Origin of the sequence: Klebsiella sp. BIGb0138 (genome assembly GCF_004342285.1) — a bacterium.
Taxonomy (GTDB): domain Bacteria; phylum Pseudomonadota; class Gammaproteobacteria; order Enterobacterales; family Enterobacteriaceae; genus Klebsiella.
Genome location: NZ_SMCV01000006.1, coordinates 91,033 through 106,406 on the forward strand (window position 1 = coordinate 91,033; position 15,374 = coordinate 106,406).

General features: G+C 55.8%; 12 protein-coding genes. 8 read left to right on the plus strand and 4 right to left on the minus strand.

The window, feature by feature from the left end; genetic code table 11:
• Positions 1-10: 10 nt before the first annotated feature.
• Together aceE and pdhR are read right to left on the minus strand one after the other, a co-directional pair.
• The gene (gene aceE, locus EDF73_RS14910) at positions 11-2,674 is read right to left on the minus strand and encodes a pyruvate dehydrogenase (acetyl-transferring), homodimeric type (protein WP_132729886.1); all 2,664 of its coding nucleotides are present in this window, start codon (positions 2,672-2,674) and stop codon (positions 11-13) included.
• Between the two features lie 248 nt (positions 2,675-2,922).
• Positions 2,923-3,702, minus strand: coding sequence for a pyruvate dehydrogenase complex transcriptional repressor PdhR (gene pdhR, locus EDF73_RS14915; protein ID WP_004857919.1), 780 nt, complete (start codon positions 3,700-3,702; stop codon positions 2,923-2,925).
• A 646-nt stretch (positions 3,703-4,348) separates the two neighbouring features.
• On the opposite strand from pdhR, the gene aroP reads away from it, so the two are divergent.
• The 4 genes from aroP to EDF73_RS14940 all read left to right on the plus strand — a co-directional run bounded on the left by aroP (position 4,349) and on the right by EDF73_RS14940 (position 9,500).
• Positions 4,349-5,722, plus strand: coding sequence for an aromatic amino acid transporter AroP (aroP, locus tag EDF73_RS14925; protein WP_165905721.1), 1,374 nt, complete (start codon positions 4,349-4,351; stop codon positions 5,720-5,722).
• Positions 5,723-5,826: 104 nt separating this feature from the next.
• Entirely contained in the window at positions 5,827-6,867 is a 1,041-nt protein-coding gene (locus tag EDF73_RS14930; RefSeq protein ID WP_132729888.1) for a LacI family DNA-binding transcriptional regulator, read from the plus strand.
• Between the two features lie 152 nt (positions 6,868-7,019).
• Positions 7,020-8,090, plus strand: coding sequence for an SIS domain-containing protein (locus tag EDF73_RS14935; RefSeq protein WP_132729889.1), 1,071 nt, complete (start codon positions 7,020-7,022; stop codon positions 8,088-8,090).
• 42 nt (positions 8,091-8,132) lie between these two features.
• Positions 8,133-9,500 carry a PTS transporter subunit EIIC gene (locus EDF73_RS14940; RefSeq protein ID WP_132729890.1) on the plus strand — a complete coding sequence of 456 codons (1,368 nt, stop codon included), beginning with the start codon at positions 8,133-8,135 and terminating at the stop codon, positions 9,498-9,500.
• A gap of 101 nt (positions 9,501-9,601) precedes the next feature.
• On the opposite strand, the gene ampE is transcribed toward EDF73_RS14940, so the two are convergent.
• Positions 9,602-10,456: a beta-lactamase regulator AmpE gene (gene ampE, locus EDF73_RS14945; protein WP_132729891.1), complete on the minus strand. Its 855-nt coding sequence runs from the start codon at positions 10,454-10,456 to the stop codon at positions 9,602-9,604.
• Positions 10,453-11,016, minus strand: coding sequence for a 1,6-anhydro-N-acetylmuramyl-L-alanine amidase AmpD (gene ampD, locus EDF73_RS14950; protein WP_132729892.1), 564 nt, complete (start codon positions 11,014-11,016; stop codon positions 10,453-10,455). The genes ampE and ampD overlap by 4 nt, the downstream gene beginning before the upstream one ends.
• Before the next feature lie 232 nt (positions 11,017-11,248).
• Here ampD and nadC point away from each other — a divergent pair, with 232 nt between their 5' ends.
• The 4 genes from nadC to hofC all read left to right on the plus strand — a co-directional run bounded on the left by nadC (position 11,249) and on the right by hofC (position 15,344).
• Positions 11,249-12,142 carry a carboxylating nicotinate-nucleotide diphosphorylase gene (gene nadC, locus EDF73_RS14955; protein ID WP_132729893.1) on the plus strand — a complete coding sequence of 298 codons (894 nt, stop codon included), beginning with the start codon at positions 11,249-11,251 and terminating at the stop codon, positions 12,140-12,142.
• Positions 12,143-12,321: 179 nt separating this feature from the next.
• Positions 12,322-12,753, plus strand: coding sequence for a prepilin peptidase-dependent pilin (gene ppdD, locus EDF73_RS14960; RefSeq protein ID WP_132729894.1), 432 nt, complete (start codon positions 12,322-12,324; stop codon positions 12,751-12,753).
• A 10-nt stretch (positions 12,754-12,763) separates the two neighbouring features.
• On the plus strand, positions 12,764-14,149 hold the full coding sequence (gspE, locus tag EDF73_RS14965) for a type II secretion system protein GspE (protein ID WP_132729895.1): 1,386 nt from the start codon (positions 12,764-12,766) through the stop codon (positions 14,147-14,149).
• Positions 14,139-15,344, plus strand: coding sequence for a protein transport protein HofC (gene hofC, locus EDF73_RS14970; protein WP_132729896.1), 1,206 nt, complete (start codon positions 14,139-14,141; stop codon positions 15,342-15,344). The genes gspE and hofC overlap by 11 nt, the downstream gene beginning before the upstream one ends.
• Positions 15,345-15,374 lie beyond the last annotated feature (30 nt).

Genomic DNA, 15,374 nt, shown 5'->3' on the forward strand with positions numbered 1-15,374 from the left:
CTTTTACCTCTTACGCCAGACGCGGGTTAACTTTTTCTGCATCGATGTTGAATTTGATGATTGCATCGGCAACCACTTTCTTATCGATTTCACCACGTTTAGCCAGTTCGCCCAGCGCCGCTACAACCACATAGGAAGCATCAACTTCGAAGTGGTGACGCAGGTTCTCACGGCTGTCGGAACGACCGAAACCGTCAGTACCCAGTACGCGGTAGTCATCAGCCGGTACATAGGTACGGACCTGCTCGGCGAACAGTTTCATATAGTCGGTAGATGCAACGGCCGGCGCGTCGTTCATCACCTGAGCGATGTACGGTACACGCGGGGTTTCCAGCGGGTGCAGCATGTTCCAACGCTCGCAGTCCTGGCCATCACGCGCCAGTTCAGTGAACGAGGTCACGCTGTAGACGTCAGAACCTACGCCGTAGTCTTTCGCCAGGATCCCGGCTGCTTCACGGACGTGACGCAGGATCGAACCGGAGCCCAGCAGCTGAACTTTACCTTTGCTACCTTCGATGGTTTCGAGTTTGTAGATACCTTTACGGATACCTTCCTCGGCGCCTGCTGGCATCGCCGGCATGTGGTAGTTTTCATTCAGCGTGGTGATGTAGTAGTAAACGTTCTCTTGTTTCTCACCGTACATACGCTCCAGACCATCATGCATGATGACCGCAACTTCGTACGCATAAGACGGATCGTAAGAGATACAGTTCGGGATAGTCAGAGACTGAATATGGCTGTGGCCATCTTCGTGCTGCAGACCTTCGCCGTTCAGCGTCGTACGACCGGAAGTGCCCCCTACCAGGAAGCCGCGAGCCTGCTGATCGCCAGCCTGCCAGCACAGGTCGCCGATACGCTGGAAACCGAACATCGAGTAGTAGATGTAGAACGGGATCATCGGCAGGTTGTTGGTGCTGTAAGACGTTGCCGCCGCCAGCCAGGATGCGCCTGCGCCCAGTTCGTTGATACCTTCCTGCAGGATCTGACCTTTCTCGTCTTCTTTATAGTAAGCAACCTGCTCACGGTCCTGCGGGGTGTACTGCTGACCGTTCGGGCTGTAGATACCGATTTGACGGAACAGACCTTCCATACCGAAAGTACGCGCTTCATCGGCGATGATCGGCACCAGACGGTCTTTAATCGATTTGTTCTTCAGCATCACGTTCAGAGCACGAACGAAGGCAATGGTGGTAGAGATTTCTTTGTTCTGCTCTTCCAGCAGCGGGCCGAAATCTTCGAGGGTCGGCAGCTCCAGCTTCTCGGTGAAGTTAGGCTGACGGGTCGGCAGATAGCCGTGCAGTTTCTGACGCTGAGCGTGCAGATAGGTGTGCTCTTCGGAACCTTCCGGGAAGGTCACGTACGGCAGTTTTTCGATATCGGCATCGGCTACCGGGACGCTGAAACGATCGCGGACGTAGCGTACGCCGTCCATGTTCATTTTCTTCACCTGGTGAGCGATGTTTTTACCTTCAGCGGTGTCGCCCATGCCATACCCTTTAATGGTATGCGCCAGGATGACGGTCGCTTTGCCTTTGGTTTCCTGCGCTTTTTTCAGTGCAGCATAGACTTTCTTCGGATCGTGGCCGCCGCGGTTCAGGGCCCAGATCTGCTCGTCAGTCCAGTCAGCAACCAGCGCGGCGGTTTCCGGATATTTACCGAAGAAGTGCTCGCGAACGTAGGCGCCGTCTTTTGATTTAAAGGTCTGGTAGTCGCCGTCAACGGTTTCGTTCATCAGCTGAATCAGCTTGCCGCTGGTGTCTTTACGCAGCAGCTCATCCCAACGACCGCCCCAGATAACCTTGATAACGTTCCAGCCGGCACCGGCGAAGATGCCTTCCAGTTCGTTAATGATTTTGCCGTTACCGGTGACCGGGCCGTCCAGACGCTGCAGGTTGCAGTTGATGACGAAGACCAGGTTATCCAGTTTTTCACGGGTAGCGATGGTGATCGCGCCTTTAGATTCCGGCTCGTCCATCTCGCCGTCGCCCAGGAAGGCGTAAACGGTTTGTTTCGAGGTGTCTTTCAGACCGCGGTGTTCCAGATACTTGAGGAATTTAGCCTGATAGATAGCACCGATCGGGCCCAGACCCATGGATACGGTCGGGAACTGCCAGAATTCCGGCATCAGTTTCGGGTGCGGATAAGAAGACAGCCCCTTACCGTGAACTTCCTGACGGAAGTTGTTCATCTGCTCTTCAGTCAGACGGCCTTCGAGGAACGCACGCGCGTATACGCCCGGGGAGATGTGGCCCTGGAAGTAAACCAGATCGCCGCCATCCTGCTCGTTGCGGGCGCGGAAGAAGTGGTTGAAGCAGACTTCGTAGAAGGTCGCGGAGGACTGGAAGGAAGCCATGTGGCCGCCCAGTTCGAGATCTTTTTTCGATGCGCGCAGAACGGTCATGATGGCGTTCCAACGAATCGCAGAACGAATTCGGCGTTCCAGATCCAGATTACCCGGGTATTCCGGTTCATCTTCAACGGCAATAGTGTTGACGTAACTGCCCGTAGATGTGCCAGCAGCAACCTGTACCCCGCCTTTGCGGGCTTCAGAAAGGAGTTGGTCAATCAGATACTGAGCACGCTCAACACCTTCTTCACGGATGACCGATTCGATCGCCTGTAGCCAGTCGCGAGTTTCGATCGGATCCACGTCATTTGGTAAACGTTCTGACATGGGGGTTATTCCTTATCTATCTAATCGTTGATTAATCTGGAACCTGTCCCATTGCACTCTTTGCCCGTCATACTTCGGATTGTCTCATTGTTGGCTTCTCGTCCTCCCCCCAGTCACAGAGTTAACTATGCTCCCGGGGATTCCGACGCTTGCCGCCGCGATACAAGCCGAATTATTTAGGGCTGCTGAAACTAAAAGCGCAATAAGACAGGTTCTGCGTTTAGTTGCCGCGCTCTAAAAAATGGCGCTTAAGAACCGGAGTTCTCATCTTTCCGTTGCTGTAAACGGCGCAGTGAGCGTTCTCGACGACTTTCCTCACGGCTACGATCCAGCAAAATTTCTTCAATGAACGCCAGGTGGCGATGCGACGCTTCACGCGCCTGCTCCGGCTCCCCGGCGATTATCGCCTCGAAAATACGAGTACGATGATTGCTGACCTGTGGGAGCATTTCCCGACGGGCGTACAACAATTCAAAGTTCTGACGAACGTTTTGCGCGAGCATCGGCTCCATGCAGCGTAGCAGATGGAGCAGCACGACATTATGCGCCGCTTCGGTGACGGCAATTTGATACTGGACGACGGCATCGGATTCGGCGTCAAGATCGCCGGACTGCTGAGCCCGTTCGATAGCCTGATGCAGCTCGCGAATACGTTCGCGGTCGGCATCATTGCTGCGTAGCGCCGCGTAATAAGCCGCGATGCCTTCCAGCGCGTGACGGGTTTCCAGCAGGTCAAATTGGGATTCAGGGTGATCGGACAGTAGCTCTACCAGCGGGTCGCTGAAGCTCTGCCACAGGCTGCTTTGTACAAAAGTTCCACCGCCCTGGCGACGAAGCAACAGGCCCTTGGCTTCGAGGCGTTGAATCGCCTCACGCAGCGAGGGACGGGAAACGTCGAACTGTTTGGCCAGTTCGCGTTCAGGCGGGAGTTTTTCACCGGGGCGTAAGGTCCCCTCAAGGATTAAAAACTCAAGCTGCTGCTCTATCACATCGGATAGTTTTGGTTGGCGGATTTTGCTGTAGGCCATATTCCCTGTCTCTGCCATTAGCCCGTAGTCAATTGGTCTTACCAATTCGCAGTTCGTATCGGTAAAGTAACAAAGTATTCACCTTCTGTCCATACAGGTTTTGATTGAAATCAGTAAACCACGCACATTTTAACAACCTTACAGAAATAACATTTCAGAATTGTAACTTCACACAAATGATGCATTTACCCAATAAGAGGTAGCGTTAACCTTTATGAAACGAAAAGTTACGCTATCTGAACCGATTCAACTCAGAAAAACATGGTTTTTTATTCTATCCAAGTGAATAAAAAACCAATTCAACCATTCCCTCCTGAGCCGCGGGCCATTTACAAATGGTTTCTTTTTGTTCGCTTCGTCATCACCCCTTCATAAAGCAGGTGCATTCGCTGGCGCTTATCACTATTCTCCATGAGACGAAAGGCCTTTTGATGATTTTATATTTCGCCTTGCGTAAAGTAATTAATACGGAAACGGAATTTCGTAATTACACCCACACAACAATATGTAAGCTGAATACCTCAGGACTGCGCGGACCAAAGCTCCCTTGAATATTGATAGCTATGCTATCTCTGGCAGGGACAGACCACGAAGCAGCAGCCTGAAGGATGACGCGTATAAACATAATAACCACACACGAGGTTTCATGATGGAAGGTCAACAGCATGGCGATCGGCTCAAGCGCGGCCTGAAAAACCGCCATATTCAGCTTATTGCCCTGGGCGGTGCGATCGGCACCGGCCTGTTTCTGGGCAGCGCATCCGTTATTCAATCCGCGGGTCCGGGCATCATTCTGGGCTATGCAATCGCCGGTTTTATCGCCTTCCTGATCATGCGTCAGCTGGGTGAGATGGTCGTAGAAGAACCTGTGGCAGGGTCATTCAGTCATTTCGCCTATAAATACTGGGGGGGTTTTGCCGGCTTTGCCTCCGGCTGGAACTACTGGGTGCTGTACGTTCTGGTGGCCATGGCCGAGCTGACCGCCGTCGGGAAATATATCCAGTTCTGGTGGCCAGAGATCCCGACCTGGGTTTCCGCCGCCGTGTTCTTTATCGCCATCAACGCCATCAACCTGACCAACGTCAAAGTGTTTGGTGAAATGGAGTTCTGGTTCGCCATTATTAAAGTGGTCGCCGTCGTGGCGATGATTCTTTTCGGCGGCTGGCTGCTGTTCAGCGGCAACGGCGGCCCGCAGGCCACCGTTCGTAACCTGTGGGATCAGGGCGGCTTTCTCCCGCATGGCTTCACCGGGCTGGTGATGATGATGGCCATCATCATGTTCTCGTTTGGCGGTCTTGAGCTGGTGGGGATTACTGCCGCAGAGGCGGATAACCCGGAGCAGAGCATTCCCAAAGCCACCAATCAGGTTATCTACCGCATTCTGATTTTCTATGTCGGCTCGCTGGCGGTTCTGCTTTCACTGCTGCCGTGGACGCGCGTAACCGCGGATACCAGCCCCTTCGTTCTGATCTTCCACGAGCTGGGTGATACCTTCGTGGCTAACGCGCTCAACGTGGTGGTGCTGACCGCGGCGCTTTCCGTGTACAACAGCTGCGTATATTGCAACAGCCGTATGCTGTTTGGCCTGGCTCAACAGGGCAACGCGCCGAAAGCGCTGATGAGCGTCGACAAACGCGGCGTACCGGTCAACACGATTCTGGTCTCTGCGGTGGTCACCGCCCTGTGCGTACTGATTAACTACCTGGCGCCGGAGTCGGCGTTTGGCCTGTTGATGGCGCTGGTGGTCTCGGCGCTGGTGATTAACTGGGCGATGATTAGCCTGGCGCATATCAAGTTCCGTCGCGCAAAACAGCAGCAGGGCGTGATCTCTCGCTTCCCGGCGCTGTTTTACCCGGTCGGTAACTGGGTCTGCCTGCTGTTCATGGTGGCGGTGCTGGTGATTATGCTGATGACCCCAGGCATGGCGATTTCCGTTTACCTGATCCCGGTATGGATTGCGGTTTTGGGTATCGGCTATCTGTTTAAACAGAAAAACGCCGGCACGGTAAAAGTCCATTAGTCCTTCTCCACGCTCTGTACCTCATTGGGTACAGAGCGTTCACCCTCCGCCAAAAGTGATGTACCATCCTGTCGTTACCGTAGACAAAAGGACCAGGGTGGCCAATGAAAAAAAACCTCACTATCAAGGATATTGCCGAGCTGGCTAACGTCTCTATCGCCACCGTTTCGCGGGTTCTCAACAAAAATAGCTGGGTGTCTGACAAAACGCGCGCCAAAGTACAAAAGGTGATCGACGAACACCAGTTCAGCCCTAACCTGATGGCACGCAGCATGATTTCTCGCAAGAGTATGACGCTGGCGATTGTGGTATCCGATATTACCAACCCCTACTTTGCCACTCTGGTTGAGCAGATTGAAAAGTCCTGTCTGCAGGCCGGATACAAAATTGTCCTGTTTGATACCCAATCAGCAAACAAGCGCAGTGGCCCGGAGCCAATCGTCGCTGAAGACCAGATCTTCAGCAGTATTATCGATAGCCAGCTCGACGGCGTCATTATTCTCGGCGGTAATATCGACTACCTGACCATTCCAGACGGCTATCTTGAAGGTTTACAAAAGCTTATTGCAGTACTGCCGGTGCTCGTCGTTGGTCGTAAACTCGCACGCTACCACTACACCTGCCTGCAGCGAGATCAGGTCAATTGTGTCATCATGATCGCCCGCTATCTGCTGGAAAAAGGCTATCGCGACCTCGCATTTATCGGCGGATCCTCCGGCGTATATATGACCGGCCAGCGTATCGGCGCCTTTCTGCAGACTCTGGAGGAAGCGGGAATCCCGGCAAAGTCAGTGCCGATCGTCGAGACCAACTTCTACCCACAGCACGGGTATCAGGCCGTAGAGCAGCTGCTGAAATCCGGCCGCCCCCTACCCCAGGCGCTGCTGGCGATCAACGATCGCGTGGCGATGGGGGCCATCCGCGCCTTGAAAGATCATAAACTGTCGGTTCCTGATGATATTGCCGTCGCCAGCTGTGAATATTTCCCCGGTAGCGAATATTTCATCCCGCGTATCACCACCGTCGATCATAAAAATAACGAACTTGGTCAACAGGTTATTAATCAAATGATGATGCTGTTGCAGGATAGGTTGCCTGAATCCACTCCGATTACTCCTCTGCTTCTACCCGCGGAATCCGCCTAATTGTCGACCGGCTGCAACCCGGCCGGATAAAAAATCAAGATCATCATCACAGATAACAATCAACAAAATTGACGGTTAATTTTATTTCATAATATTTTACTGAAAACGTTTTCAGTTTTTTTTCCCCCATATCCCCATAGCGGAGCGACCCAATGAAACCCACGATGATGACCTATATCCACGAAGAGCAGGCCACGCTTGCGCATATTCTGGATAACTATCCGCAGAATATTCCGGCCATCGCCGACGACAGCGAGTGGCTGATTCTGGCGACCGGCTCCAGCGTAAACGCCGCCGTCAGCGCTAAGTATTACATCGAAAGTCTCTCCGCCGTGCGCGTCAGCATCGCCGAACCATTCCACTATCAGCATTTTGAAAAACACAACCCGGCAGTCCGCACCGTCGTCGCCGTTTCCCAGAGCGGAGAAAGCACCTCAACCCTGCACGCCCTGGCGGCGCTAAAGCAGCAGTTCCCGGTCAATACCCTAGGTGTAACCAGCAAACCGCAAAGCGAACTCGCCAGAACTGCCGATCGCCTTGTGCTACTGGATATCGGTGAAGAACGTGTCGGCTACGTCACCAAGGGTTATGTTGCGACGATCCTGACGCTGATGCTAATGGGCCTGCGCCATGCCCGGAGCATTGATGCCATTGATGAAGCCTGTGAACAGCGGGAACTGAAGATGCTGCGTGAGGCGGTAGGTGCAATCCCGACCATTATCGAGGCGACCGAAATTTTCTTCCGCCGCTGGCACGACGATCTGGTCTCGTCCCCACGTTTCACCAGTATCGGCTATGGTCCGGCGGTCGGGGTATGCATGGAGATGGCAACCAAATTCACCGAGACCGTGCGCGTACCGTCACAGGGAATTGAGATGGAAGTGTTTATGCATGGACCATATTTTGAAATTAATTCGCAGCATCGTCTGTTTTTCCTCGATGTACCGGGCATCGCTCGCGAACGTCTGCTGCTACTGCGCCAATACGAACAGCGGCATACCGCCTCAGTCTATACCGTCACTCCGGGCGAAAGCGACGATCCACATACCCTGGCGCTGGGTATCAACGTTCCGGAAACCGTGGCGCCACTGCTGCTGATCGTCCCGTTCCAAATCCTCGCACACCATATTGCCGAAGCAAAAGGCAATAACTTGCCACAGCGTATCTTTACCGACTTCGGCGTGGCCGTAAAAAGCAAAACCAAACCAGGCGATTACGCCTGATCTACAGCCTGTACCCTACCTATTTCTATAAGGTGCCTCGTTATGGCGACTCAATTTAATACCATTGCAGAACAGATCCTCTCCGCCGTGGGTGGCCGGGAAAACATTGAACATGCGACTCACTGCGCAACCCGTCTACGCCTGAACCTCAAGGATGAGGCCCTGATCGATGAGGAACAGCTGTACAAGCTCCCCGAGGTGGTCAAACTGGTCAACAACGGCAGCCAGTTCCAGATAGTCATTGGCCCGAAGGTTGAAAAAATTTACGCCGCTATGAACACCCTGATGCCCGTTCATAGCGATACCACAACCCCAGAGGTCGTCAAAACTTCTTTGTTTAACCGTCTGCTGGCGACACTGTCGGCAATCTTTACTCCCTACATTGGCGTCCTGGCCGGAGTCGGGGTGGTGAAAGGGCTGGTGGTTCTACTACAAACGATGGATCTTATCTCGACAAAATCCTGGCTGTTTGTGGTCTTCAATGCGCTCTCCAGCGGCGTATTCGTCATGTTACCGATATTTATTGCCGTGACCGCCGCGGATAAATTCAAGACCAGTCGTTTCACCGCACTGGCGCTGACTGCCGCGATGATCTTCCCGCTTACCGACGCCGCAACCCCCAACAGCGTGGAGCTCTTTCACCTCACCTTTCCGCTGAAGATTTACGGAGGTGCGGTAATCCCGGCGATCTTTGCGGTCTGGTTTCTGAGCTACGTCGAACGCTGGTGCAAAAAAGTGGTGCCAGAAGTCGCGGCGCTGGTATTTGTCCCCTGCCTGTCGCTAATTATCTGCGGTTTTGTCGTGTTTACGGTGATTGGCCCCATTGCCGATTATGTCGGGATCGGCATCGCCAACAGCTACACATGGCTCTACAATCTCAGTCCAATGCTCTCTGGCGCGCTGCTGGCGGGGATTGGCCAGCTGTTCGTCGTGTTTGGCGTACACTGGGGCATTATCCCGATTGCGCTGATCAACATGCAGGTGAACGGTTACGACACGGTAATGGCAATGTTTATGTCAGCGGTCATGGGGCAGTTCGGGGCAGCATTCGGCGCTATTTTTATCGCCCGCAGCCTTAAGGACAAACAGCTCGCGATCTCAGCATCGATCTCAGCCTTCTTCGGCATAACCGAACCGGCTCTGTACGGCGTGAACCTGAAATACCGGATGTTGTTTATCTTCGGCTGCATCGGCGCCGCAATGGGGGGAGCGATCACCGGGCTGTTGCGGGTAAAAACCTACAGCTTCCTGCCGGTGCTGAATGTATTCGAATTGGGTCTGTTCAGCGGCCCGGAATCAAAAGCTATCTACGAGGTGATAGCCATCGTCGTCGCCTTCAGCGTCCCGGCGATCCTGACGATTATTTACGGTAAAACACGCACCTTAGTCTCTGCCGCCGGGCAGCGCTGATTTTCAGGCCGTCACGGGTTCGCTGGCAGGAAAACGGGATGCCCGACTTCGGCATCCCGCCTGCTGATACGCCATAAAACCCCGCCCACGGCGGGTAGGGCTTAAATCAAGGTCCCGTAAATCGTCAGCAGCGCCATGATCACCACCACCACCAGCGAGGTTTTCTTGGCCATCGAAACCGCCGCTTTCGGCGTTGCGACTTTATCCACGTGCGGCTCGCGCGCCAGCGAATACTGCGCCAGTCGGGTCAGAACCTGGTACTGCGAAGAGTGGCGATCGCCCAGCGAGGCGAACCAGGCGGGAAGAGCCCTTTCGCCGTGACCAATTAACGCATACACCACGCCAACCAGTCGTACCGGCAGCCAGTCCACCACGTGCAGAATGGCATCAATGCCCGACTGTAAGCGATGGCGTGGGGTCTGGTAACGCGCCAGCCACGTCTGCCAGGCGCGCAGAACGCAGTAGCCAATCAACGTGATCGGCCCCCACTGCCCACCGACCACAAACCAGAACAGCGGCGCCAGGTAGTAGCGGTAGTTAATCCACAGAAGCGCGTTTTGCAACTCGCTGAGGAATTCGCGGGTGTCACAGCCCGGCGGCACGCCGTGGATGAGCGTCAGTTCGCTGGCCATTGCATCGCAGGCATGGCGATCGTTACGTGATGCGGCTTGCAGATAAGCATGATAGTGCAGGCGCACCCTGCCCGCGCCGATGCACAGCAGGCCCAGTAAAATCCAGAAAACCAGCAGGGGGACATTAAACAACACTCCGTGCAGCGCGCGCTGAATGATAAACACCACCGCCATGGCCGCGGCGGTCATCAGCAGGGTACCAGGCAGCGAAAAATGCTTCACCCGACGAAACAGCACTTCCAGCCGGTGATCGAGCTGCCAGTGTTCACCGAGCTTAAACAGACGCTCAGCGATGAGTACCAGCAGCGTAGTAAACAACGTCATGGCATCTCCTTATCTGACGAAGCGGCCAACAGACCGCGAAATTTTGCCCAGTCAAAAGCCGGACCGGGATCCGTTTTCCGCACCGGCGCAATATCGCTATGGCCCGTGATATTGTCAGCGATGGCCGGATACAGCGCGATCAGCTGCTGTGCGACTGCCGCCAGCTGTTGGTACTGCGCATCGGTATAAGCCAGAGTGTCGGTCCCTTCCAGCTCAATACCAATCGAAAAGTCATTACAGCGTTCGCGCCCATGATAGCTGGAGACGCCCGCGTGCCATGCGCGCTTATCGAAAGGAACATACTGCACGATTTCGCCATCACGACGAATCAGACAATGCGCCGAAACGCGCAGATGAGCGATTTCGGCAAAGAAAGGATGAGCATTGGCATCGAGCGTGCCGCTGAACAAGGCATCAATCCACGGGCCGCCAAATTCACCCGGCGGCAGACTAATATTATGCACCACCAATAAGGAAGGGGCTTCATCATCCGGGCGGCAATCATGGTGCGGCGAAGGAACCCGACGCGCATCCACCAGCCATCCCCCATTCAACTGCATGTGGAGTCTCCTTTCGCTAACTCATGCTCCCGGGCCGCCCATGGCCCAAAGGATGCTGATTATCATACACAAATCGTTCCGATCGCGGCAGGACAACTCGCGAATCACGCCCCGGAAGCGGAAGAACAGCCGGTGCGGAGATGCCCTGAACAACGAAGTGTATATGGTGTAGAAACGCTGTTCAGGTTAGCATGTTTCCCACTGCTGAATCTTATCTATCTGGAGCTTTATCATGTCGCCTCGTCGCTACAATCCCGACCGCCGCCGTGACGCGCTGCTGGAGCGCATTAACCAGGATATCACCGCTGCCGTCGCCCAGTCACTGCGCGAAGATCTCGGTGGCGAGGTCAATGCTAACAACGATATTAGCGCGCAATTATTGCCGGAAGACGCGCGCTCGCATGCGGTCATCATTACTCGCGAGGACGGTGTATTTTGCGGTAAGCGCTGGGTTGAAGAAGTGTTTATTCAGCTGGCTGGCGACGATGTCAGCCTCACCTGGCACGTCGAGGATGGCGATACGATTAAGGCGGACCAGCCGTTGTTCGAACTGGATGGTCCCTCCCGCCTGCTGCTGACCGGTGAGCGCACCGCGCTGAACTTCGTGCAGACCTTATCCGGCGTCGCCAGCGAAGTGCGTCGCTATGTGAACCTGCTGGCGGGAACCAAAACCCAACTGCTGGATACACGTAAAACCCTGCCAGGTCTGCGCACCGCGCTGAAGTATGCCGTCTTGTGCGGCGGCGGCGCAAACCATCGGCTGGGGCTATCCGATGCCTTCCTGATCAAAGAAAACCACATTATTGCCTCGGGCTCGGTACGCCAGGCGGTGGAAAAAGCCTTCTGGATGCACCCGGATGTGCCGGTGGAAGTGGAGGTAGAGTCGCTTGATGAGCTGGATGAAGCGCTCAAAGCTGGCGCGGATATCATCATGCTCGACAACTTCACCACCGACCTGATGCGTGAAGCGGTGAAGCGGAACAACGGTCAGGCGGCACTGGAAGTCTCCGGCAATGTCACCTTCAACACTATCCGCGAATTTGCCGAAACCGGCGTTGATTACATCTCCGTCGGCGCGCTGACCAAACACGTGCGCGCGCTTGATCTTTCCATGCGTTTTCGCTGATAACCTTCCCCGGTTTCCGTCACCGACCGGGGTTGCCTTTTGCGAGGCCGCTTATATCTCTCGCCGCTCCGCCTGCAATCATCGCAAAAAGCCTGGAACCCCGTTCCCCGCCTTCTCATTTCTCCGTCGCCATCGCAGCGAAAGCCCGTCACAGTGCCCAAAAATAACCAGGAGCACTTATGGACAGACAACGCGGTTTTACTCTGATCGAACTGATGGTGGTCATTGGGATCATTGCCATCCTGAGCGCCATTGGCATTCCGGCCTACCAGAACTACCTGCGCAAAGCGGCCCTCACCGACATGCTGCAAACCTTTGTGCCGTACCGCACGGCCATTGAATTATGCGCTCTCGAACACGGCGGTCTCACCAGCTGTGATGGCGGCAGCAACGGCATCCCCTCCCCGACCACCACGCGTTACGTCGCCGCGATGAGCGTGGCGCAGGGTATTGTCACCCTGGATGGTCAGGAGAGCCTCAATGGCCTGAGCGTTACCATGACCCCAGTCTGGGATAACGCAGGCGGCATTACCGGCTGGCAGCGCGTCTGCGGGATCGCCAGCAACGGCGAGCTCAAACAGGCCTGCGAAGACGTCTTTCGCGTAAACTGAGACCGCCGCAATGAAAGCTGAACAATTAATCCCTCTCTGCCTGCGCTACCACGCCCTGCTGCTGAACAGCGATGAACAAACCATCGCGATCGCGGTGGTCGATGCGCCGGCGCCGGAACTGCTGGAGGCGCTGCGCTTCGCCACGCAGAAACGAATCGATATCGAGTGCTGGAGCCAGGACCAGATGAATAAGCGGCAACATGTTTCCACTCCCCCCTCACTCCCTGTCGGCGGCGATACCACGCCCGGTATTATCGAACGGGTTAATCAGGTCCTTGAGCAGGCGCTACGTCAACGGGCATCCGATATTCATATCGAACCCGAGGAGAATAACCTGCGGATCCGCCTGCGGGTCGATGGCGTACTCCACCTGCTCCCGCTTCTGCCATCAGAACTCGCAGCCCCAATCGCCGCGCGCCTTAAGGTGCTCGGCAATCTGGACATCGCCGAGCATCGTCTGCCGCAGGACGGTCAGTTTACCCTGACCCTGTGCGGCCGCCCGGTCTCTTTTCGTATTGCCACGCTTCCCTGCCGTCACGGGGAAAAAATCGTTCTGCGTTTACTGCATCAGGTAGAACAGGCGCTGGAGCTGGAAGCGTTGGGGCTGTCATCCCCTCAGCTCGCCGCCTTTCGCGCGGCGCTCAGCCAGCCGCAGGGCCTGCTCCTGGTCACCGGCCCCACCGGCAGCGGTAAAACCGTCACCCTCTATAGCGCGCTGCAGGCCAGAAATCAGGAGCAGGTCAACATCTGTAGCGTCGAGGACCCGCTGGAAATCCCTATCGCCGGGATGAACCAGACGCAGATTAACACCCGCTCCGGGCTCACGTTTCACAGCGTCCTGCGCGCGCTGTTACGTCAGGATCCTGACATCGTTATGGTCGGTGAAATTCGCGATGCGGAAACCGCAGAAATTGCCATTAAAGCGGCGCAAACCGGGCACCTGGTGCTCTCGACGCTGCATACCAACTCCACCAGCGAGACCCTTGTCCGCCTGCAGCAAATGGGCGTGGCCAGCTGGATGATCTCTTCCGCGCTGTCGCTGGTCATCGCTCAGCGCCTGGTGCGTAAACTGTGCGTACACTGCCGCCGTGAGACCGGGGATACCGTCGAGGTACCGCACAACCTGTGGCCACATCCGCTCCCTCGTTGGCAGGCGGTGGGCTGCCCGCAGTGCTATCACGGCTACTATGGCCGCCAGGCGCTCTTTGAACTGCTGCCGGTGAATAGCGCGCTGCGCCTGGCCATTGCCCACGGCCTTAGCGCCGCGGAAGTCGAATCTCTGGCGCGCGAGTCCGGGATGATGACCTTGTTTGAAAGCGGCTGTCAGGCGGTCGGGCAAGGGCTGACCAACTTCGAGGAAGTGATACGCGTACTGGGGATCCCTCATGGCAACTGACCGTCTCTGGCGCTGGCAAGGGGTCGATACCCGGGGCGCCCCCTGTCAGGGGACGTTATGGGAAAGTAGCCGACTGGCGGCCTTGCAGACGCTTCAGCATGAACGCATTATTCCGCTGACGCTTCGCCGTTGCGCGGTCAAAAATGCGCTCTGGCACCCGCGCTACAGTGGCCAGATTGTGCGCCAGCTGGCCGCGCTCCTGCAGGCCGGGCTTCCTCTGGCTGAAGGGCTCGAACTGCTGGCGCAGCAGCAGTCTACCCCGCAGTGGCAGGCCCTGCTGCGCTCTTTGGCTCAGGAGCTGGCACAGGGCATTTCGCTCTCTGACGCTCTGGAGAAATGGCCGCAGGCCTTTCCTCCACTCTATCTGGCGATGATCCGCACCGGTGAGCTCACCGGTAAACTGGATCTGTGCTGCCTGCAGCTCGCTCACCAGCAGCGGGAACAGCAGCAGCTGGCGGAGAAAGTCAAAAAAGCGCTGCGCTATCCCCTCATCATTTTGAGCATGGCGCTGCTGGTCATTACCGCGATGTTGTGGTTTGTTCTTCCTGAATTTTCCGCTATCTATCAAACATTTAATACGCCACTACCGCTACTGACGCGGCTTGTTATTGGCGCCAGCGAAAGTCTCAGCCAGCGCTGGCCAGCGCTGATTCTGCTGCTGGTGTTACCTGCTCTCCTGAACCGTCTTGCCCGTCGTCGCCCGCACTGGCTGCTGCAGCGACAAAAAATGCTTCACGCCCTGCCGGTGGCCGGTAAGCTGATGCGCGGGCAGTCGCTCAGCCAGATCTTCACCGTTCTCACCCTCACCCAGAGCGCCGGCATCAGCTTTTTGCAAGGTCTGGAAAGCGTAGAGCAAACGCTGAGCTGCCCGCTGTGGCGCCAGCGGATCCATCACGCGTATACGCAGATTACCCACGGGATGCCCATCTGGCAGGCCCTCGCCCGCAGCGGAGGTTTTACGCCGCTATGCCTGCAGCTAATCCGTACCGGTGAAGCATCGGGGTCGCTGGATACCATGCTGGAAAATCTCGCCCGTCACCATAGCGAACAGACGCATTATCAGGCCGAAAACCTGGCGACGCTGCTGGAACCCGCGCTGTTGCTCATTACCGGGACGATTGTCGGTGTGCTGGTGGTGGCGATGTATTTACCCATTTTTCATCTGGGTGACGCCATTAGCGGCATGGGGGGATAAATGCCGGCGCGATACAGGCGCCGGCAGCGG